Origin of the sequence: Anaerocolumna sedimenticola (assembly GCF_009931695.1) — a bacterium.
Taxonomy (GTDB): domain Bacteria; phylum Bacillota; class Clostridia; order Lachnospirales; family Lachnospiraceae; genus Anaerocolumna; species Anaerocolumna sedimenticola.
Window position 1 is genome coordinate 3577422 of sequence record NZ_CP048000.1, and the last position, 22218, is coordinate 3599639.

General features: G+C 35.8%; 22 protein-coding genes and 1 pseudogene. All 23 read left to right on the forward strand.

The features are described 5' to 3' along the window. The first annotated feature begins 4 nt into the window (after positions 1 to 4). Positions 5 to 835: a MotE family protein gene (locus Ana3638_RS15830; protein ID WP_161838900.1), complete on the forward strand. Its 831-nt coding sequence runs from the start codon at positions 5 to 7 to the stop codon at positions 833 to 835. A 78-nt stretch (positions 836 to 913) separates the two neighbouring features. Beyond that, positions 914 to 2314 (forward strand): flagellar hook-length control protein FliK, encoded by a 1401-nt coding sequence (locus Ana3638_RS15835; RefSeq protein ID WP_161838901.1) that lies wholly within the window; start codon positions 914 to 916, stop codon positions 2312 to 2314. A gap of 21 nt (positions 2315 to 2335) precedes the next feature. Then, positions 2336 to 3163 (forward strand): flagellar hook capping FlgD N-terminal domain-containing protein, encoded by an 828-nt coding sequence (locus Ana3638_RS15840; protein WP_161838902.1) that lies wholly within the window; start codon positions 2336 to 2338, stop codon positions 3161 to 3163. A gap of 63 nt (positions 3164 to 3226) precedes the next feature. Then, positions 3227 to 3625, forward strand: a complete 399-nt coding sequence (locus tag Ana3638_RS15845) for a TIGR02530 family flagellar biosynthesis protein (RefSeq protein ID WP_161838903.1) — start codon at positions 3227 to 3229, stop codon at positions 3623 to 3625. Positions 3626 to 3711: 86 nt separating this feature from the next. Further along, entirely contained in the window at positions 3712 to 5184 is a 1473-nt protein-coding gene (locus tag Ana3638_RS15850; protein WP_161838904.1) for a flagellar hook protein FlgE, read from the forward strand. 133 nt (positions 5185 to 5317) lie between these two features. Beyond that, positions 5318 to 5515, forward strand: a complete 198-nt coding sequence (locus Ana3638_RS15855; RefSeq protein WP_161838905.1) for a flagellar FlbD family protein — start codon at positions 5318 to 5320, stop codon at positions 5513 to 5515. Between the two features lie 25 nt (positions 5516 to 5540). Continuing rightward, positions 5541 to 6356 (forward strand): motility protein A, encoded by an 816-nt coding sequence (locus Ana3638_RS15860; RefSeq protein WP_161838906.1) that lies wholly within the window; start codon positions 5541 to 5543, stop codon positions 6354 to 6356. Next, on the forward strand, positions 6349 to 7167 hold the full coding sequence (locus Ana3638_RS15865) for an OmpA/MotB family protein (protein ID WP_161838907.1): 819 nt from the start codon (positions 6349 to 6351) through the stop codon (positions 7165 to 7167). The genes Ana3638_RS15860 and Ana3638_RS15865 overlap by 8 nt, the downstream gene beginning before the upstream one ends. 40 nt (positions 7168 to 7207) lie before the next feature. After that, on the forward strand, positions 7208 to 7723 hold the full coding sequence (locus Ana3638_RS15870; protein WP_161838908.1) for a flagellar basal body-associated FliL family protein: 516 nt from the start codon (positions 7208 to 7210) through the stop codon (positions 7721 to 7723). A gap of 70 nt (positions 7724 to 7793) precedes the next feature. Next, positions 7794 to 8771, forward strand: coding sequence for a flagellar motor switch protein FliM (gene fliM, locus Ana3638_RS15875; RefSeq protein ID WP_161838909.1), 978 nt, complete (start codon positions 7794 to 7796; stop codon positions 8769 to 8771). Between the two features lie 6 nt (positions 8772 to 8777). Continuing rightward, positions 8778 to 9941 carry a flagellar motor switch phosphatase FliY gene (fliY, locus tag Ana3638_RS15880; RefSeq protein ID WP_161838910.1) on the forward strand — a complete coding sequence of 388 codons (1164 nt, stop codon included), beginning with the start codon at positions 8778 to 8780 and terminating at the stop codon, positions 9939 to 9941. A gap of 37 nt (positions 9942 to 9978) precedes the next feature. Beyond that, a complete protein-coding gene (locus Ana3638_RS15885) occupies positions 9979 to 10341 on the forward strand; it encodes a response regulator (protein ID WP_161838911.1) in 363 nt (120 codons plus the stop codon). Positions 10342 to 10368: 27 nt separating this feature from the next. Then, entirely contained in the window at positions 10369 to 10764 is a 396-nt protein-coding gene (locus Ana3638_RS15890; RefSeq protein WP_161838912.1) for a flagellar biosynthetic protein FliO, read from the forward strand. Between the two features lie 15 nt (positions 10765 to 10779). Next, positions 10780 to 11646: a flagellar type III secretion system pore protein FliP gene (fliP, locus tag Ana3638_RS15895; protein ID WP_246240282.1), complete on the forward strand. Its 867-nt coding sequence runs from the start codon at positions 10780 to 10782 to the stop codon at positions 11644 to 11646. Positions 11647 to 11695: 49 nt separating this feature from the next. Next, on the forward strand, positions 11696 to 11968 hold the full coding sequence (gene fliQ, locus Ana3638_RS15900) for a flagellar biosynthesis protein FliQ (protein WP_161838913.1): 273 nt from the start codon (positions 11696 to 11698) through the stop codon (positions 11966 to 11968). Positions 11969 to 12000: 32 nt separating this feature from the next. Next, positions 12001 to 12753: a flagellar biosynthetic protein FliR gene (fliR, locus tag Ana3638_RS15905; protein WP_246240285.1), complete on the forward strand. Its 753-nt coding sequence runs from the start codon at positions 12001 to 12003 to the stop codon at positions 12751 to 12753. A 4-nt stretch (positions 12754 to 12757) separates the two neighbouring features. Beyond that, the gene (flhB, locus tag Ana3638_RS15910; protein ID WP_161838915.1) at positions 12758 to 13867 is read left to right on the forward strand and encodes a flagellar biosynthesis protein FlhB; all 1110 of its coding nucleotides are present in this window, start codon (positions 12758 to 12760) and stop codon (positions 13865 to 13867) included. A 141-nt stretch (positions 13868 to 14008) separates the two neighbouring features. Beyond that, the gene (flhA, locus tag Ana3638_RS15915) at positions 14009 to 16042 is read left to right on the forward strand and encodes a flagellar biosynthesis protein FlhA (RefSeq protein ID WP_161838916.1); all 2034 of its coding nucleotides are present in this window, start codon (positions 14009 to 14011) and stop codon (positions 16040 to 16042) included. Then, positions 16042 to 17268, forward strand: coding sequence for a flagellar biosynthesis protein FlhF (flhF, locus tag Ana3638_RS15920; RefSeq protein WP_161838917.1), 1227 nt, complete (start codon positions 16042 to 16044; stop codon positions 17266 to 17268). The genes flhA and flhF overlap by 1 nt, the downstream gene beginning before the upstream one ends. After that, positions 17268 to 18185, forward strand: a complete 918-nt coding sequence (locus Ana3638_RS15925) for a MinD/ParA family protein (protein ID WP_161838918.1) — start codon at positions 17268 to 17270, stop codon at positions 18183 to 18185. The genes flhF and Ana3638_RS15925 overlap by 1 nt, the downstream gene beginning before the upstream one ends. Positions 18186 to 18203: 18 nt before the next feature. Next, positions 18204 to 18971: a flagellar brake protein gene (locus tag Ana3638_RS15930; protein WP_161838919.1), complete on the forward strand. Its 768-nt coding sequence runs from the start codon at positions 18204 to 18206 to the stop codon at positions 18969 to 18971. 17 nt (positions 18972 to 18988) lie between these two features. After that, a pseudogene (gene cheB, locus Ana3638_RS26835) lies at positions 18989 to 20083 on the forward strand (chemotaxis-specific protein-glutamate methyltransferase CheB); the annotation flags it as partial. A 24-nt stretch (positions 20084 to 20107) separates the two neighbouring features. Beyond that, positions 20108 to 22207: a chemotaxis protein CheW gene (locus Ana3638_RS15935; RefSeq protein ID WP_246241155.1), complete on the forward strand. Its 2100-nt coding sequence runs from the start codon at positions 20108 to 20110 to the stop codon at positions 22205 to 22207. Positions 22208 to 22218 lie beyond the last annotated feature (11 nt).

Here is a 22218-nt window from a genome sequence, read left to right on the forward strand (position 1 = left end):
GAAAATGGCTAAAAAAAACAAGGAACTTGATAATAATGAAAATGAAAAAAGTGCGGGGAGTAAAATAATAGCTGCCGTCATCGTATTGTTTATCGTCCTTATCTGGCTGGCAGTTTTTGCAGTATTAATTAAGCTCGACGTCGGCGGATTTGGCAATTCCATATTAAGACCTTTACTAAAGGATGTACCTCTGGTAAATAAAATTCTACCGGATGTACCTGAGGAACAAATAGCTTACGAAAAAGATTATCCTTATTCCACCTTGGAAGAAGCAATTAATCGTATTAAAGAATTAGAAGCTGAAATTGATGGTCTGTCAAAAAACAATAAATCTGATGCAGATAAGCTTAATGAATTAAAAGCTGAAGTTAAAAGATTAAAAGTTTTTGAAGAGAATCAGACAGCCTTTGAAGAAAAAGTTAAAGAATTTGAAGAGAATGTGGTTTTTGCAGATCAGGCTCCGGACATTGAAGAATATAAAAAATATTATGAGAGTATTGACCCGACCCATGCGGAAGAAATATACAGGCAGGTTATCGAACAGCTGCAATATTCGGCGGCAATAAAGGAAAAAGCTGATATTTACCGTAAGATGAAACCGGCACAAGCAGCCGCTGTCCTACAAACCATGACTGCTGATATCGATTTTGTAGCCGAGATGCTTTTAGCGATGAGGCCATCGGAAAGTTCCCTTATATTAGCACAAATGGATCCAACCGCCGCTGCGAAAATTACAAAAAAGATGCTTGATATGGATGCGGAAAAGCTGAATAAAAGTATAAGTGAAACAACAAATTCAAATTCGGCGGAAAGTGATAGTACATCGAATAATTAGTTTTACAAAAGACTTATGCCGGTATTTCCTATAAATACCCCTTAAGTATAAATATTACGAAAGAAAGGAGGAGAAAATATGACGACCCAAAGCATTAAAGCACAGACAGCTAATTTATTCCCTGATGCAAAAAGCGGTAACAATACATCTTCAGTAGCAAAAAGTTCCGGTAAAAATTTCAGCAGTATTATGGATAGTAGTTTAAAATCCAAAGGTGCTGATAAAAACGAAAATAGTACTTTGAATGAGAAGGCTGACAGCAGTAAACTAGATACGAAAACTACGGATGGTAAACAAACTGTTATCAGACAAGATACGGACGTTCATACCAAAACGGTTAAAGATACTCAGACAACCGGTAAAGAAATAAATAAAAACGAACCGAACAACCTGCAAATGGATGAGCTGGAAGAGAATAATACGGATTTAGCCGGTTATGCGGAAATTATTCAAAATATTCTAGGTATGCTGCAAAATACGGTACAGACTAATCTGGGAATTACGGAAGAAGAATTAAACAAAGCAATGGAAGACCTTGGTCTTACAACTATGGATCTTTTTAATCCGGATAATCTGAAACAATTGGTTTTACAAATTAGCGGAGCAGATAATATTTCGGATATTTTAACAGATGAAAACCTTGCTGATACCGTAAACCAGCTTATACAAGCGGTAGATGAATTAAAATCTAATCCGGATTTACCTATTTCACAAGAAGAACTTACGGATATAATAAACCGCTTTCAGAAGAATCAATTAACGGATGCTCAGACAGTTTCAACGGTACAGGATATAAAGGAGCAGAAAGTAAGTGACGTATCAGATGATATGCAAAATGAAATTACTTTCGAAGTACATAAATTTACGGATAAGGATTCTGATACTGATGTAAATCAATCCTTTGCCCATGATTCTGAACAGAAAGAACCGGAAGTAAAAACTCAGTCACCTATCGATACGTTTATTCAAAATCTCGCTGTGAAAGGAAATGATACCGGGTTAAGTTTTACGGAACAGATAGCTAATGTAAGACAAATGCAGGATATTACAAGACAAATCGTAGAACAGATTAAAATTATGATTAAGCCGGAACAGACATCCATGGAATTACAGTTAAACCCGGAAAATCTTGGTAAAATCAATCTGTCCGTTATTGCTAAAGACGGAATTATGACTGCACATTTTACAGCTCAAAGTGAATTAGCAAAAGAAGCAATCGAAAGTCAAATGCAGTTTTTAAAGGATAACTTAAATAATCAGGGATTAAAAGTAGAATCCATTGAAGTAACGGTTTCTAATTTTTCCTTTGACCAAAGCAATCAAACGCCAGGCGGCAGTGAAAAAGGGCAGCAGAATCATTCACAGAATCATAATTTAAATTTAATGGAAGCAGATCAATCGGTAAATTCCAATGATAGTGAAACGCAGGATATCGGCCTGATGAACCAAACCGGCAGTAGTATTGATTATACCGCTTAATTTAGGAGAAAGGAGAAAAGAATGAGCGAATCAACACAATCGATTATTAATAGTCTGAGAAACCAGACAACTACAGGTACAAAGTCATCATCAGAAACCGGCAACAGTTCTTTGGATAAAGATGCTTTCCTGCAATTATTAGTAACCCAGATGAAATACCAGGATCCATTAAATCCTAGTACGGATACGCAGTTTGTTGAACAGTTAGCAACGTTTTCCCAGTTGGAACAGATGCAGAATCTGAATCAGACATATTCCAATAGCCAGGCCTTTGGGTTAGTGGGTATGAATGTTGTTGTGAAGGAAACTGATTCTGCCGGCAAAGTTACCACAAAGAGCGGAACCGTAGATTATGTAGTTATGTCTAATGGAACTGCAAAATTGGCAATTGATGATAATTTGTATTCCCTGGATCAGTTAGATCAGGTTATTGACACTACTTATCTGATAAAACAAGGTCTTCCCTATATCCCTAAAAAGGTTGAAGAGACTTTTGATAAAGCAAATCCTAAGGATATTTCTTTTGAGGTTAACTTAGGAAAAGGGGATACGGTAGCTACCGATGTGGCAGTAGTAATTGGAGGTAAAGTCGTGGATGAAAAACTGGTATCGGTAAACGGTACTAAGGTAACGATCCAGAAAGATGCGTTTAAAGATTTAGAGAATGGAGTTTACAAACCGACCTTAGTCTTTAATGATGCTTTATATACCACAATTACAGATGAAATAGTTATTACGGTAAAAGGGGAATCGGCTGCTGAGAATCCAGATACTGGGGATGATCCAGACGCTGGGGATGATTCAGATACAGGGGATGATCCGGATACAGGGGATGGAACTGTTTCATAGATAACCATTAACATAATCAGTGATTGTTAAGGCTAGTACTGGCAAGACAGAAAAGAGGTTTGTATGAATCCTATATCACAAGCTAGTTTTACTTCTATTGAGTCAATGACTGGGCAGCTCTTAAAAAATAAGAGCACCGTTACAAATCAGGTTTCGGATAGCAGCAAAGTGTCTTTTCTTGATTTATTGGAAAAACAACAGGCAGCTGAAACAGGAACATTAAAATTTTCAAAACATGCCAATGACAGGCTTACCAGCCGGAATATTGATTTGTCCGATGAACAGCTGGAAAGGCTTAACACTGGTGCAAGAAAGGCACAAGAGAAGGGAATAAATGAGTCACTGGTATTGGTTGACAATATTGCTTTTATTGTTAACATTAAAAACAAAACAGTAGTAACTGCTTTAAATGACAGTGATGACAAAGTATTTACAAATATTGACGGTGCTATCATTATATAAAAATATGCCGGACCTAAGGGAGGCATAGTACCCTTGACTGACAGATTGGGTACGACAGCACATAATAATAAGGAGGTCATTTCATTATGATGAGGTCATTATATTCTGGTGTTTCAGGTTTACGGGTTCACCAGACAAAGATGGATGTTATAGGTAACAATATAGCAAATGTTAATACGGTCGGTTTTAAAGCCAGTTCCGTAAATTTTTCCGATATCTATTATCAGACATTACAAAGTGCTACAGGTCCCAATGAGACAACCGGTGCCGGCGGACAAAATGCAATGCAGATCGGTCTTGGATCGAGCGTTGCTTCCATAGTTGCATCGATTACCCAGACCGGCGGCTCCCAAAGAACAGATAATCCATATGATGTTATGATTTCAGGAGATTCTTTCTTTATCGTTAACAGCGGAGGTACCAATTATTTCACCAAAGCGGGTGATTTTCTTCCGGATGAAAATGGTACCCTTACTACTTCAAGCGGCGCAGTTGTTATGGGCTGGCAGCCGGATCCTGCTGATCCGACCACTATTTTGAAGGATACGGTATCACCCCTTAGAGTTATGTCACCGGAGAATCTTTTTTCTGAACCGGAGGCAACTACGGAAGCTAATATATCGGGTAATATTGATCCTCAGGATAAGAATATTGTCAGCAGCGGAAGCGGTGAATTCGTTTCGATATCCTTTTATGACAGTATAGGACAGGAATATACTGCAAAATTTAAAGTATTACAAACAACAACCTCTACGAGTGTATATAACGTGACACTCTCCGATATTACCGATAAAAACGGCAAATCGATTTTTGTTACTTATGATGAAACAAACAAAAAATACATAGCTAATGCTGCAATTGGTACCGTTAAATTTGGCGGTCAGACATTACCGGATATAGCAGATTCCAATGTAGATCCGGATACCGGTGAAATAACCTGGCCGGCTTCCACCGGAACCAATACGATGTCCTTTAATGCAAGCGGTAAGTTTATCGGAATTGATGATAGCGCAACGGCTCCAACTGCATCAGCAGATGATACGAAGTCATTAGGATTAAGCATTGGTGTTACCGGAAATAATCCTTTCAAAGACGTTAACGTTGATTTTTCAACCATAACACAATACGGCGCCAGCGGAACAACCTCGATAGAAGGTGATAACGGTACTACCGACGGTAAAAAAGGTGGTAGAAAAGCCGGAACCATGACCGGTATCGGCATTGATGAATCAGGTAAAATTTATGGTAAATACGACAATGGGGACAGCAAATTATTAGGTCAGATTGCTGTGGCATCTTTCTCAAACCCATCCGGCTTGGAAGCAGTTGGTAACAATATGTTTGCTGAAACACTGAATTCCGGCAGTTTCGACGGAATCGGACATGATGTTACCAGTGATGGCGGTGGTATGACTACAGGCGTTTTGGAAATGTCCAATGTGGATCTATCAGCGCAGTTTACAGATATGATTACAACCCAGAGAGGTTTTCAGGCTAACTCCAGGGTTATCACAACTTCAGATACATTGCTGGAAGAATTAATTAATTTAAAACGTTAGTATTGATTTAATATATTTCATCTGTGAAATATAAAAAGGTAAGATACATATCTGATGGCGGATTACCATCTGCCATCAGATAAAACCAAATTTGTAAAGACAAATAGTCCATTTGTATATAGGGAGAGTTTTAATGATTAATGTAACGAAAATGAATAATATGAATATAACAATAAATTCAGATCTAATTGAGACAATAGAAGAAACTCCTGACACAGTCATTACACTTACGACTGGGAAAAAAATACTGGTAAAAGAGAGTAGACAAGAGATTGTTAATCTTGTAAAATTATACAAAAAAGAACTTTTTTCGCGTTATATTTATGATTAAAGAATACAGTTAGGTGGGTGGCGTTTTGAATATAGCTTCTATTATTGGTTTAATAAGCGGAATTATTATAATGATATTTGGTATTGCTTTTCAGCAGGATTCAATGAGTTTTGATTTTACCATGGTAATGAACTTCATTGATATTCCATCCGTGTTAATTACTTTCGGTGGTTCATTTACCACATTAATAACCATGGAACCAAATATGAAATCATATCTTGGAAAGTTAGCTTCTTTCCGATTAGTTTTACATACTCCCGCTGTGAATGAAATCGAAACGATTAGAAGTATTATCGGATTATCCAATGTAGCCAGAAAAGAAGGTCTTCTGGCATTGGAGGAAACAGCAAATGGTATAGAAGATGAATTTTTAAAAAAAGGCATTTTATTAATTGTAGATGGTACTGACCCGGAATTAGTACGAAGTATTATGGAAACAGAACTTAATTGTATTGAGGGAAGACATAAGGAAGTAATCGGATTTTGGGATAAACTTTCTGCAATGGGTCCTGCCTGGGGTATGATTGGTACCTTAATCGGTTTAATTAACATGTTAAAAGATTTAAATGATCCATCTACAATTGGTCCAAATATGGCAGTTGCATTAGTTACTACATTTTATGGATCTTTGTTAGCAAACTGGGTATGTATTCCGGTTGTGAATAAACTAAAAATCAATAATTCTTCTGAAATCCAGATGAAAGAAGTTATTGTTGAGGGCTTATTATCAATCCAGGCAGGAGAAAACCCCAGAGTAATTGAAGAAAAATTAAAGTCATTCTTAAATCCTGCGAATCGAATAGAATTTGATGCTGCTGAAGGCGGTGAAGTAGATGGCTAGAAAGAAAAATGACGAAGAACAAAGTGCGGGTTCACCATGGCTGAATACTTTTGCGGATTTAATGAATCTGCTATTATGCTTCTTCGTTTTACTTTTTGCTTCCTCAACGGTAGATGCCGAAAAATATGAAGAAATAGTTGCTTCCATGTCAAGCAGTTTTAGTATATTTAGTGGCGGAGGTTCCGCCGTAGATGAGGGACGATTAATTTCAACAGGTATATCACAGCTAAATGATTTATCCGATTATTATAATACTACAGGAAAGAGCAGTGAGGATTCATCAGCTTCCGATGAATACGAACAGTCTGAAGCCATGCAGGAATTGTTAGAACAAAATAAAGCAGCTTCCCAAGCTATTTATGATAAAGTTTCTGATTTAGCGGAGCAAAAAAACCTGGATAATTATATTGAATTAAGTATGGACACGAACTACCGATATGTTAAAATTTCACTTAGCGGTTCTATCCTTTTTGATTCCGGAAAGGCAGATATTAAACTCGAAGCAATTCCTATTTTCAGTAAGGTCGGGGATATTTTACAGGTTTATAAGGAGTATCATATCGAATTAGAAGGACACACGGATAATGTGCCTGTGAATATTAACAATATATATAAAAATAATAATTGGTTATCATCTGCCAGAGCGTTAAATGCTGCTACATATCTAATGAACGAAAAAGGATTAAATCCGAAAACGCTAAGCTGGACCGGCAGAGGAGAATATGATCCGGTTGCTAGTAATGCTACACCTGAGGGCAGAGCAAAGAACAGACGTGTTGAGATTAAAATATATAATGATATAAATAATTAAGACATAAGAAACTTGCCTGATTAGGCAGATGGGAGACATTATGAAAAAAAACTTCTTAACTATTATCATCTTAGCATTAGGAATATTAAATATGATCTTAACTGCAGTTATTGTATTTGCTGTAGTACCAACAACGATGAGAACAAACAATCTAATATCAAAAGTAGCATCGACCATTGACTTGGAATTGGAGAGTCCGGATGCCAATGATCCGAATCAAATTAATATTGCTGATATTGAGGTTTATCAGATACCGGAAGATTTGACGATTAATTTAAAGCAGGATCCGGGTGATACAAAAAGTCATTATGCATTAGTATCCGTATCCCTGTCCATTAATACGAAATCGGAAGATTACAAATCTCTGCAGCCTACAATTGCAACGAATCAAAGTTCCATTACAGAAATTATTAACGATGAATTTTCGAAATATACGGTTTCCACTGTAACTGAAAATAAAGATAAAATAAAATCTGAGATTTTAAAAAAGATACAGGAACATTTTAAATCAGATTTTATTATAAGTATTTCAGTTGGGAAATTAGTCGTTGAATAAAATATTTTGGTGATTTTATTCGAACTATGTGATAATATAGTATTAAGTAATCACCCGGGAGGTAATGACAATGGGCGACGTCTTGTCTCAAAACGAGATTGACAATCTGCTTAAGGCGTTAAGCAGTGGTGAACTAGACGCGGACGAATTTAAGGGGAATGGTGAAAAACAGGTAAAGAATTACGACTTTGCCAGGCCGTCAAAGTTCTCAAAAGAACACCTGAGAACTTTAGAGATTATATTTGAACATTATGGGAGATTGCTTTCTACGAATTTACCGGCATATTTTAGAAAAAATGTACAGGTTGAAGTTATGAATTCTGAGGCAGTTGCCTATTCTGAATTTACCAATGCTTTATCAAATCCGGTTTTATTAGGAATCGTAGATTTCTCTCCACTGGAAGGAAATATCATAATCGAATTTGCAGACAATCTCGGATATGCAATGGTTGACCGTATGTTAGGCGGAGGCGGCGTCCCATTAGAGAAAGCAAGAGATTTTACCGAGATTGAATTAACCGTTATTGAAAGAATATTTAATGTATGTACCAATCTATTAAGTGAACCGTGGAATAATGTCATCCACATAGAACCAAGATTAATCCGAATCGAAACGAATTCACAATTTGCGCAGATTATTGCACCAAGTGAAATGACATCCATTGTGACTATGAATATTAAGATTGGTAATGTGGAAGGTATGATGAATGTCTGTCTGCCGTATGCATGCTTGGAGAGTGTTATAGATAAATTAAATACCAAATACTGGTTCTCAACCATGCAGATTAAAGACGACGAAACGTATAAAGAACTAATTGAAGTTGCAATATCAAAAGCAAAAATTCCTATTAAGGCAGTTCTTGGTAAAAGCGCTATCTCAGTTAATGATTTTCTCGGTTTACAGAGAGGCGATATTATTAAGTTAAATACAAAAGTAGAGGATGAGCTGAATATTTATGTTGGAAATATAAATAAATTTAAAGCATTACCGGGTGCATCTTCAGATTCTTATGCAGTAAGAATTTCATCAATTATTAGAGAGGAGTAACAGAATATGGATGGTATGTTATCTCAAGAAGAGATTAATGCGCTTCTAAGTGGGATGAGTTCTAACGTAGAGAGTGCGGAAGCTAACACAGAATTAGAATCATTATCCGATGCCGAAAAAGATGCAATAGGTGAAATTTCTAATATAAGTATGGGAACAGCAGCAACCACTTTATCTTCCCTGGTTAACCAAAAAGTTATTATTACGACACCGGTAGTTTCTTATGCTACATGGGATGATTTGGCGGATAATTACACCAGACCCTGTGTCTTTATACAGATTTATTATAAAGACGGATTGGATGGTAACAATATTCTGATATTGAAAGAATCCGATGTTAAGATAATAACCGATTTGATGATGGGCGGAGATGGTACTAATGTAGATGGGGAACTTTCTGAACTGCATTTAAGTGCAATCAGTGAAGCTATGAACCAGATGATGGGATCTGCATCTACATCTATTTCATCTATGCTGGAAAAAAGAGTGGATATCAGTCCTCCGATAGCTAAATTGGTAGATTTGAATGATTCGATTGATGCAGAAGATATATCTCCATTCCTGAAAAGCCGATTTACGAAAGTATCTTTTAAAATGCAAATCGGAGATCTGGTAGACAGCGAATTGCTGCAATTATATCCATTTGATTTTGCAAGGGATTTATATAGGAAATTTATAAAAGAAGATCAGACAGCAAATAGTACACAAAAAGCAGTAGAAGTATCACAGCCGCAGATAAAACAAGAAGAACCGGTCAATAATGCCGCAGCGAATAACGTGCAGATTCCGCAAGGACAGATGCCGTATATGCAGCCAATGCAAGGCACACAAAATATGTATGGGGGGATGAATTTTATGATGCCACCAGTTCAAGATGTGAATGTACAGCCAGCTCAGTTCCAACCGTTTATGGTACCTCAAAATCCAGTTATTCAGCCTGAAAACATAGACCTGATTATGGATGTACCGTTAGAAGTAACCGTTGAATTAGGAAGAACAAGTAAATCCATAAAAGAAATACTTGAATTTTCACCAGGAACTATAATTGAATTAAATAAACTTGCAGGAGAGCCGATTGATGTATTGGTAAATGGCAAGTTTGTAGCAAAAGGTGAGGTTGTTGTCATCGAAGAATCCTTTGGTATCCGGGTTACAGAAATAATTAAATAACTAATATATAAAACATATGATAGGAGATTAGAACAAAATGGCAAAAAGTATATTAATTTGTGATGATGCAGCTTTTATGAGAATGATGATTAAGGATATTTTGAGTAAAAATGGTTATGCGATTGTTGGTGAAGCTGAAAATGGAGTAAAAGCAGTAGAAAAATATAATGAAACCAGACCGGATTTAGTAATGATGGATATTACCATGCCTGAGATGGACGGAATCCAGGCCTTAAAGAAAATTAAAGCAGCGGACCCAAGTGCAAATATTATTATGTGTTCGGCTATGGGACAACAAGCCATGGTTATCGAATCGATCCAATCCGGTGCAAAGGATTTTATTGTTAAACCATTCCAGGCGGACAGAGTACTTGAGGCAGTTAAAAAAGCTGTTGGTTAAGTTTGCAGTAATGCAATGGGAGCAACTATGATAATTTTAACGGCAGGAATGTCAAACCTGGATAATCTGCTTCAATTACTTGGAGTCAGTATTCTATTTATTTTCATACTGGTTATTACTTATTATACTACTAAATTTGTTGGCGGAGCAAAATTAAATATAACAAAAAACAGTAATTTTAAAGTTCTTGAAACTTATAAAATCGCTCAGAATAAATACCTACAGATAATACAAATTGGTACAAGATATTTTGTGATTTCAGTAGGTAAGGATGATATACGGTTTTTAACAGAATTAAATGAAAATGAAATATTGAAACAGGATGATTTAAAACTACAAAAAAATAACTTCACAGATATATTCAATATTTCATTGAAAAAAATAAAAGATAAAAATAAAAATGATCAGGGAAATGATCAGTAGTAAAGGTTGGTATTCATGAATATATCTATTAAGCGGCACTTAAGAAGCATGTATGAAAAGATCAGAATCTTATTTGTGATATGTATATTAACCTTTATTTTTGCTACGCCTGTTTATGCTACGGAAACGGGTAATAATAAAACGGCAGATACCCAGACGGAAGAAAATGCAGACACTGCAGATAATTCCGATGTGGATCTGAATGGGAATATAGGACCTTTTGAATTTAACCTGGATACCGGAGAAAAAGCCGGCGGATTAACTTCCACTTTGCAGATATTAGTTGTTTTAACCCTGATATCATTAGCGCCCTCCATAATCATTATGGTTACATCCTTTACCCGTATATTAATAGTACTTCATTTCGTAAGGTCTGCTCTTGGAACACAAACAACTCCGCCGAATCAGATTTTAATCGGCTTAGCATTATTTTTAACACTTTTTATCATGTCACCGGTATTTACGCAAATTAATAATGAAGCTATAAAACCATTATCAAATGGAGAAATAACTCAGGAACAAGCCATCACTTCCGGTATTGCTCCACTTCGGGAGTTTATGCTGAAACAGGTAAAACCCAAAGACTTAAAACTCTTTATGGATATTGCTGAAATCGGGACGGTTGATTCTGTTGACAAGATTCCGACGACAGTTATTATTCCGGCTTTTATTATAAGTGAGTTGCGTATTGCATTTATAATAGGTTTTGTTATCTATATCCCATTTATAGTGATAGATATGGTCGTTGCATCGACGCTAATGTCTATGGGTATGATGATGCTTCCCCCAACAACGATATCAATGCCTTTTAAAATACTGTTGTTTATACTGGCAGATGGATGGGGACTGATTATAGGTGAATTAGTAAAAACATTTTATTAATTGATAAGCAGTTTAGTCAGGAAGGGGTTTATCAGGAAATGAGGTTGAAATGAATGAAAATATTATTATTGATATTGCCAGAGATACACTTTGGTTAATTATAAAAGTTTCAGCACCGATGCTGTTAACTTCCTTAGTAGTGGGTCTGGTTGTAAGTATCCTGCAGACAGTAACATCGATTCAAGAACAAACCCTCACTTTTGTTCCAAAGTTAATTGCCGTATTTTTAGTTATTATGCTGTTTGGAAGTTGGATTATGACAGAAGTTAGAGATTTTACAATCAATCTGATAACCAATATCAGCTACTACATTAAGTCCTAATGACATTTACAGTACATAACTTTGAGATTTTTTTGCTGATACTAGTGAGGATAACAGCATTCGTCTATGTTGCGCCGTTTTTTAGCTTAAAGAATGTTCCTCAAAAGGTTAAAGTTGGTTTTTCCCTGTTCTTTTCTTTGATATTATTTCAGACAGTACCGGGACAAATCCAATATGATGGAGTTATTGGTTATGCTGCTTTAGTAATCAATGAACTTATGGTTGGTTTGATAATTGGTTTTTTTACTAATGTCAGTTATTATATTCTGAATTTTGCAGGTAGTATGATGGATATGGAAATCGGTTTTTCCATGGTAAATGAATTCGATCCGGTATCCAATGTACAGACAACCATTACCAGTAATTATTATTCTTACATTGTCATGTTAATGATGTTAGTGACAAATTTACATCACTATATTATTAAGGCAATGGTTGATGCTTTTAAAGTAATACCCATAGGAGGAGCCTCCATCAGCCCTAATTTATATATTCTTATGCTCAAATTCATTAAAGACTATTTTATCATTGGATTTCGCATTGTTTTACCAGTATTTGCAGGAATGCTGATTGTAAATTCCATTTTGGCAATCCTAGCTAAGATAGCACCTCAATTAAATATGTTTGTAATCGGTTTACAGCTGAAAGTTTTTGTTGGTTTACTTATACTGTTTCTACTGGTAGGTTTTACACAGACGGTTTCGGGATTTATATTTGATGAGATGTTGGCTATGATGAAATCTGCAATAGAAGCATTATCTCAAGGGTTTACATGGGGAGGTTAATAGCATGGAGAGGCTTTTAAAGTATAAACTGCAATATTTTGCAGAAGGAGCCGGCGGGGAAAAAACGGAAGAAGCTACCTCCAAAAAATTAACGGATGCAAGAAAAGAAGGTCAGGTTGCGAAAAGCACGGATTTAATTACGGCAGCAGCACTTTTAGCATTATTTTGGACTTTAAAGACTTTTATTGGGGTAATTGGTAACAATTTTATCAATTCGTTTATAAAAACATATAACAGTATCGAACTTTATGCAAATGATGATTTTACTCATGCTACGGCACAATGGATTTTTCAGGACACGGCATTTACCATTATCAGAATATCCATACCGGTATTTATTTCGGCTTTTGTAGTAGCAATCATAACGAATATAGCACAGGTGAAATGGCAGATTACCGGTAAGCCGCTTCAGCCGAAATTCAGTAAATTTAATCCGATCAAAGGATTTAAAAAAATTTTTTCAAAAGATAAAATTGTAGAACTGATTAAAGAGGTTCTAAAAATTGGAGTAATAACCTATGTTGCTTATGATACTTTAATAAAACACAAAGATATACTCTTAAAGCTTTATGATATGGAACTATTACAGGCAATTTATTTAATCGGAAACATCGTTTTAGATTTAGGTTATAAAATAAGCATTATATTTTTAATAATTGGTTTTGCCGATTACATTTACCAGAAATTAAAATTCAAAAAAGATATGAGGATGACCAAACAGGAAGTCAAAGATGAGTACAAACAGGCGGAAGGAGATCCTCAGGTTAAAGGTAAAATACGTTCAAAGATGAGAGAGGCTTCACAACGAAGAATGATGCAGCATTTACCGGAAGCAGATGTAGTTATTACAAACCCGACTCATTTTGCTGCTGCGATTAAGTATGATAAAGAAACCTCAGAAGCGCCGGTCCTTATTGCAAAGGGTGCGGATTATTTAGCACAAAAAATAAAAGAAGTTGCAAGGGAAAATAAGATTGAAATTGTAGAAAATAAACCCCTTGCCAGAATGTTATACTATAATGTTGAAATTGGAAATGAGATTCCGCCGGAACTATACCAGATGACAGCTGAAGTTCTGGCTTATGTATATAATTTAAAGAACAAGCATGTTTAGCATGTTTGGGTAAGATTACCAGGGGAAAGTAAGGTTGAGAGAAAATATAATGAAAGAAAGGATGCCACTTTATAAATCTTTCAACCACATTTACTAGTGGCAATATCGCAAGCAGGCTTACGATATGAGGTGGGTGTATAAATGAAAAAAACAGATTTAGCCATAGGCCTGTATCTGCTGGCTGCAATAATCTTTCTGATTGTACCAATCCCTTCCGTTTTATTGGATATTTTATTAGCTTTAAATATTTCGTTAGCCTTAATTGTCCTGTTTAATGCTTTATTTACAAAGGAAGTATTAAATATGGCGTCTTTCCCGACCATATTGTTATTTACTACTATATTCCGCATTTCCTTAAATGTATCTTCCACCAGATTAATTCTTACAACCGGTGAACCAGGTAATGTAGTAGAAACTTTTGGTGGGTTTGTCGGCGGCGGAGATCCGATAGTTGGTATAATTGTATTTATAATTCTTATTTTAGTTCAGTTTATGGTAATTAATAAAGGTTCTGAAAGAGTTGCGGAAGTTACGGCCAGATTTACACTGGATGCAATGCCAGGTAAACAGATGGCAATTGATGCGGATCTTAATACCGGTGCAATTACTGATACACAGGCGAGAGAGAGACGTGAAAAAATCCAGGAAGAATCCGGTTTCTTTGGTTCCATGGATGGTGCTACCAAATACGTAAAAGGGGATGCGGTAGCCGGCTTGATCATTACGGTAATCAATTTTGCCGGTGGTATCGCTATGGGTGTTATAAGACAGGGTATACCAATGGCGGAAGCTTTTAATAAGTATACCATATTAACCATCGGTGACGGCTTAGTAAGCCAGATTCCATCCCTGTTAATCTCTTTAGCAACCGGTATTCTTGTTACAAAAGTGTCCAAAGAAGCAGATTTTGGAGATTTACTGGTTAAGCAATTATTTTCCATACCGAAAGTTTTATATATGGTTGGTGGTTCTTTAATTTTTCTGGGTATTGTAACTCCATTAAGCGCTTTGGTCTTCTGTACTTATGGTGTGGTATTTATTATTTGCGGAAGAGTGATAGCCGGAAGGATTGAAGTGGATGATATTGAAGAGCAGGCTTCCATGGATGAAATATCAGGAGATGAAATCAGAAAACCTGAAAATGTTGTATCCCTGTTACAGGTTGATCCCATCGAATTAGAATTCGGTTATGGTATCATCCCTCTGGCTGATGTGAATCAGGGAGGTGACTTATTAGACCGAGTTGTTCTGATTCGAAGGCAAATAGCCTTAGAACTTGGCTGTGTTGTACCTATGATACGTCTTAGGGATAATATCCAGCTTAATCCGAATCAATATGTAATTAAGATAAAAGGTATCCCGGTGAGTGAGGGTGAAATTTTATTTGATCATTATATGGCTATGAATCCAGGTTTTGTAGAAGAAGAAATCACAGGTATTCCAACCTTTGAACCCTCATTCCATCTGCCAGCAATCTGGATAACTGAAAATCAGAGGGAAAGAGCAGAGTCTGTGGGTTATACCGTGGTAGATCCCCCATCCATTATAGCAACACATTTAACAGAAATAATAAGAGGACATATACATGAGTTATTAACCAGACAGGATGTTCAGAATCTCATTAATAATGTACAAGAAGCAAATCCTACCCTTATAACAGAATTAGTTCCCAAATTATTAAGTGTTGGTGAGATTCAGAAAGTATTACAGAATCTGTTAAAAGAAGGTATTTCTATTAGAGATTTAATAACTATTTTTGAAACCTTGGCAGATTATGCTGCTACGACCAGAGACACGGATGTTTTAACGGAGTATGCAAGACAAAGTTTAAAAAGAGCAATCTCAAGCAAATATTTTCCGGCCAGTGAAACTACGAGTGTCGTAACCCTTGATCCAAAGATTGAACAAGAAATCATGGGTTCTGTAAAACAAACGGAACAGGGTGCCTATCTGGCATTAGACCCGGATAAAACACAAAACATAATACATTCTGTGGAGGAAGAAATACAAAAATTAGAGAACATCGGTAAAAATCCAATTGTTATTACTTCCCCGATTGTGAGAATGTATTTTAAAAAATTAACACAAGACTATTTTAAGGATTTAATCGTTATATCTTATAATGAAATTGAATCTAATGTAGAATTACAGTCGGTAGGGATGGTGACAGTATAGTGATAATTAAGAAGTTTCAAGCAGGTACGGAAACTGAGGCAATTATGCTTGCAAAAGATGAGTTGGGTAAAGATGCTATTGTAATGAATATTAAAACAGTTTCGCCCAAAGGAATATATAAACTATTCCGGAGAGCTTCTGTTGAGATAACAGCCGCAATAGATGATACCATTTCGCAGTCTGCTGCGAAAAAGGATTCTGATAAACAAGATACCGCAAAACCGGAAAAGAGCAGTTTTAAATTTAATCCTAATATTATTTATGATAATGAAAATTCTTTAACCGGAAAAGAGAATGAAAATAAATTGCCTGAAGAAAAGAATGAAACCTCAGCAATTGAAAAAAAATTAAATAATCTTCAAAATCTATTAGAAAAACAGTTGAATGAGAAACGAATGGAAGAAAAAGCAGAAGTAAAAAAGGAAGAGGATAAGAGTCTTCCATATGTGCAGCTGATCTACAATCAACTGGTAAAAAATGAAATGGATGAAAAATTTGTAAATCAAATTTTAAGTGAAATTGAAAATAAATTTAAAAAGGATGCATCCTTAGATAATGTTCTGGCAAATGTATACCAAAAGATTATTCTGAAATTAGGGCAGCCTCAGACAATTGAACTTCTTGATAACCAAACAAAATTCATATTTTTTATTGGACCTACCGGGGTAGGGAAAACCACTACCATTGCTAAAATTGCCTCTTATTTAAAGCTGAATAAAAAAGCCAAAGTAGCTATGTTGACATCAGATACCTATCGAATTGCTGCTGTGGAACAGCTTAGAACTTATGCCAATATTCTTGGTGTTCCCATGAAAGTAATTTATTCTGAGGATGAAATTAAGGAAGCCAGAGAAGATTTTAAAGATTTTGATGTTGTTTTAGTCGATACTGCCGGCAGATCCCATAAAAACCGTGAACAAAGAGATGATATTGAAAGGTTAATACAATCTATAGATGTAAAGGAAAGGGAAATATATCTGGTTCTAAGTGCTACAACCAAATATAAAGATTTAATCAAAATAACGGAAAGTTATTCAGAAATCACTAATTATAGGCTTATTTTTACTAAGTTGGATGAAACCATATCCGTTGGAAATATATTTAATATTAAAATGTTAACCAATGCTGATTTATCTTACGCAACTTATGGACAAAATGTTCCGGACGATATTGGTAAGATTGACACTCAGGAAACTGCTAAGAAGTTGTTAGGAGGCAATGATTAATGGATCAGGCAGAACAATTAAGAAATATCATTAAAAAAAACGCTGCCTGTCAGGGTCAGCCGACTATTAATAACCAAAACCAAACCGGAAAAATAGCCCGCGTTATAACTGTAACAAGCGGAAAAGGCGGTGTTGGAAAGTCAAATATATCTGTTAATTTAGGTATACAGATGAGCAGACTCGGAAAACGTGTTATTATATTGGATGCTGATTTTGGATTAGCAAATGTCGAAGTTATGCTGGGAATCAGACCTCAGTATAATTTGGCAGATTTAATGTTCCGTGGGAAGGGACTTTCGGACATTATTACAAAAGGTCCTGAGAATATTGGTTTTATATCCGGTGGGTCCGGTATACATGAATTAGCGAATATTAATAGAGATCAAATATTATTCTTAACACAGAAACTTTATGAATTGGATGAATTAGCTGATGTAATTATTATTGATACAGGAGCTGGCATAACAGATAGTGTGCTGGAATTTGTAACTGCCAGTTCTGAGGTATTATTAGTAGTGACTCCGGAACCCACATCAATAACGGATGCCTATGCATTACTTAAAACGCTGAACCGGAAGATGGACATATCTTCGGATCGTACAGTAATAAAAATGATTGCAAACCGTGTAGATTCCTATGAGGAAGCGAAACAATTATATACAAAATTGAATTTAGTAGTAGAGAAGTTTCTTACCGTAAAAATGGAGTTTCTTGGTGCGGTTCCTCAAGATCCCAATGTATCAAAATCCGTAATGCAGCAGAAACCTTATTCTACCTTGTATCCAAATTCGTCCTCTTCCAAAGCAGTTTTAGAATTAGCTAATATATTATGTAATAATGTTACAAATAAAGTGCATTCCAGCAATGGAATAACAGGACTTTTTTCTAATTTAATCCGTTTAAAATTTAAGAAATAATGGGCAGGGAGGCAGTATATGGTTAGTGATGTAGTATCCATAGGTGATAAACTGGAATTAAAATTATTAAACTTCAGTACAAAAAAAGTTGAAAATGAAAGAGTTTATAAAAGTCAGGTTTTAGATTTTATCAATGACGATACAGCCAGTATTTTAATGCCCATAGAAGGAGGCAGGATAATCCCATTATCGGTGGGTGACAAATATAATATTTGTTTTTTTACCAAAAAGGGCCTTTTTCAATGTAAATGTGTCATTGCAGAACGCGGACGTATCAATAACATTTATGTTCTGAATGTTCAATTTACTTCGGATCTGGAAAAATACCAGAGAAGAAAATTTTATAGACTGGAATATTTACTGGAATTTAAATATTATTTCATTACGGATATGGAAATATCGATTTTAAATAAACTACATAGTAATAATTTTAAAGATGAAGAAGAAAAACAAGAATATATTAACACGTTAGATAATTTAAAACAAGAATGTTTATCCGGGACGATTTTAGATATAAGCGGTGGCGGAGCAAGATTTGTTTCAGAACATAGTCATGAACATGGCAATATGATACAGATGTCCATGGATTTTAATAACAGCTTGGGTATTAAAAATTTTAATATACAGGCTATGATTATATCTTCGAATAAAATGATAAATCGTCAGGGATTTTATGAACATCGCGTTCAATTTATAGATATTTTAAAAGAAGAGAGAGAGGCTATTATCAAATTTATTTTTGAAGAGGAACGTTGTCAAAGAAAAAAAGAAAAAGGGCGAACTTAGTAAAACGGAGGCGGAAAATGCAGAAAAAAGTTTTGATTGTTGATGACTCTGCACTCATGAGAAGAGTGCTCTCTGATATAATAAATTTAGATTCAAGGTTTCAAGTTACAAAAGTAGCAACAAATGGGTTAGAAGCGCTTAATCTGTTAGTTCAGGAAAGAGAAGTTTATGACGCCATCCTATTAGATATTAATATGCCTAAGATGAGCGGTCTGGAATTACTGGAACAATTGGATAAGCATAAAGTGAAAGCTACAGTGATTATTGTAAGTACGGTAGCGAAAGAAGGTGCCAAAGAAACAATCCGTGCTTTAGAATTAGGAGCTTTTGATTTTGTAACAAAACCGGATAGCTTTTTTGATGTGAAAAGTGATAATTTCAAAAATAAGATTATTGACTGCCTGACAGTAGCAACGAAACTATACCAGGTCACAGCAAAAGATGTGTTACCGCTGGAACAGCCGACCATGTCTAAAGTCAATCCAATTGAATCTAAGAAACAGCCTAACATTCAAATAGTACAAGCAGAAAGACCTGTTATTAAATCATTAAATACTAAAAAACTAGTGGCAATTGCCTGCTCCACAGGAGGACCGAAAGCACTTGCACAGGTGATACCTTTATTAACGGAAAATTTGGGCTGTAGTGTACTGATTGTCCAGCATATGCCGGAGGGCTTTACAGCTTCATTAGCAAACCGGCTGAATGAGATGAGCAAAATTCAGGTAGGAGAAGCGGCAGATAAAGAAATAATTAAAAATGGAGCTGCTTATATCGCAAAAGGCGGACACCAGATGCGTTTATTACCGGCAGGAAATGGTTCATGGCAGTTGTCAGTTACGGAGGAACCGGCAAGGAACGGCTTAAAGCCCTGTGCTGATATTATGTATGAATCGTTAATTGATACGGATTATACGGAAATTATCTGCGTTGTATTAACCGGAATGGGTGGCGACGGTACGAAAGGCATCAAAAAATTAAAAGAAAAAAAAAATATTTATGTAATAGCACAGGATGAAGTAACCAGCACGGTTTATGGTATGCCTAAAGTGGTTGCGGAAGCAGGGCTTGTGAACGAAATTGTTCCTTTAAACCAGATAGCGGGTGCTATACTAAAGAACTTGGGGTGTGTTAAGATGGACGTTAGTCAATATCTTGAGATTTTTATCGATGAAACAAAAGAACATTTACAGAGTCTGAATGAGCAGTTATTAGTTTTAGAGACCGAGCCGGAAAATACCGAAACGATTAATGAAATATTCAGAGCTGCCCATTCCCTGAAAGGTATGGCAGGTACCATGGGATATAAGAGAATGCAGCGGCTCACCCATGATATGGAGAACGTTTTTTCAGAAATCAGAAACGGTAAGATGGGCGTTACTGCAGACTTGGTTGATGTATTATTTAAAGGTTTGGATGCTTTAGAAGCCTATTTAAGTAATATTCAGGAAAGTGCGGACGAAGGAACCGAAGACTACGAAGATATTATAAATCAGTTAAATACAATATTAAATATTGGATTAGGCAAAGAAACAGCCAAGGAAACAAAGAAAGAATCAACGGAAGCAGTTGTATCGGCAGCCGATACTGCAGCTAATACAGCAGATAATACTGTCATTAAATATAACAACCTGACTATTGCCGATTACGAAAAAAGAGCAATAAAAAAAGCAGAGGATATGGGCATCAATGCATTCGGTATTACTGTTTTTATCCAGGAATATTGTATTTTAAAGGCAGCCAGGGCATTTTTAGTATTTAAAGCGTTGGAGGAACTTGGTGATGTGATTAAATCCCAGCCGGAAGTACAGGATATTGAAGATGAAAAATTCGAGCTGGATTTTAGTGTAATTTTATTATCAAAAGTAAGTGTAGATAAAATTAAAAGCACGATTATGAATGTATCCGAAGTAAAAGATGTTGCTATTGAACAAATCAGTGTAGACAACAGCGAAATTAACGACACAGTCGAAGATAATAATGTTACAATGGAAACAAATCAGGAAAAAGCAGCAAGCCAGACTGCAATAACCGGTAAAGGAGCCGTAGCGGCAGCAAAACAAACATCGAAACCGGTAGTTAACCGCTCTGTTCGTGTAGATATTGAAAAACTGGATGTCTTAATGAACTTAGTAAGCGAGTTAATCATTGCGAAAAATGGTTTGGTTTCTATTAGTTCCAATGAGAAAAATACGAAAAATGAATCCGGTTTTAATGAACAGATTGAATATCTGGAACGAGTTACAACCAATCTTCATGAATCCGTTATGAAGGTACGAATGGTTCCAATTGAAAGTGTAGTAAACCGCTTCCCTAGAATGATTCGTGATTTATCAAAGAAACTGGATAAAAAGATGGAACTGTATATGACCGGTGAGGAAACAGAACTGGATCGTACGGTTATTGACGAGATTGGTGATCCGTTAATGCATTTACTTCGTAATGCAGCTGACCATGGTCTGGAAAGTAATGAAGAACGTGTTGCTGCCGGTAAACCTTTAGTGGGTTCTATCTTCTTGGATGCATACCAGGATGGTAATAATGTAGTAATTGAAGTAAGAGATGACGGTGCAGGGATTAATGTAGAGAAAGTTAAGAAAAAAGCCGTTGAAAAAGGTACTATTACTGCAGATCAGGCTGAAGTAATGACAGATAAGGAAGTTATTGATTTATTATTCAGACCCAGTTTTTCAACTGCGGAAGTTATATCGGATGTTTCCGGCAGAGGTGTAGGTCTTGACGTAGTAAAAACTAAGATAGAGGCACTCGGCGGCGATATAGAAGCAAAAACAAAATTAGGAGAAGGAAGTAATTTTATTATCCGTCTTCCGTTAACACTTGCTATTATCCAGGCACTTATGGTGGAACTGGGACCAGAAAAGTATGCTATTCCATTAGGAAGTATTCAGACAATAGAAGATGTTGCAAATTCAGATATTAAATATGTTCATTCAAAAGAAGTAATTAACTTAAGAGGTACTGTAATTCCTCTTATCCGTCTGGATAAACTGCTGGAAGTACCAAAAACAGAAAAACAACAGGAAAACCTTACAGTAGTTATTGTTTCCAAGGGAGACAGGTTAGCCGGTATTGTAGTAGATAACTTAATCGGACAACAGGAAATAGTTATTAAATCCATTGGTAAGTACATTAATAATAATAAAATTATTGGTGGAGCAACCATTCTTGGTGATGGCGAAGTTGCCCTGATTCTTGATGTAAATACTTTAGTCTAAGGGGGTGGAAA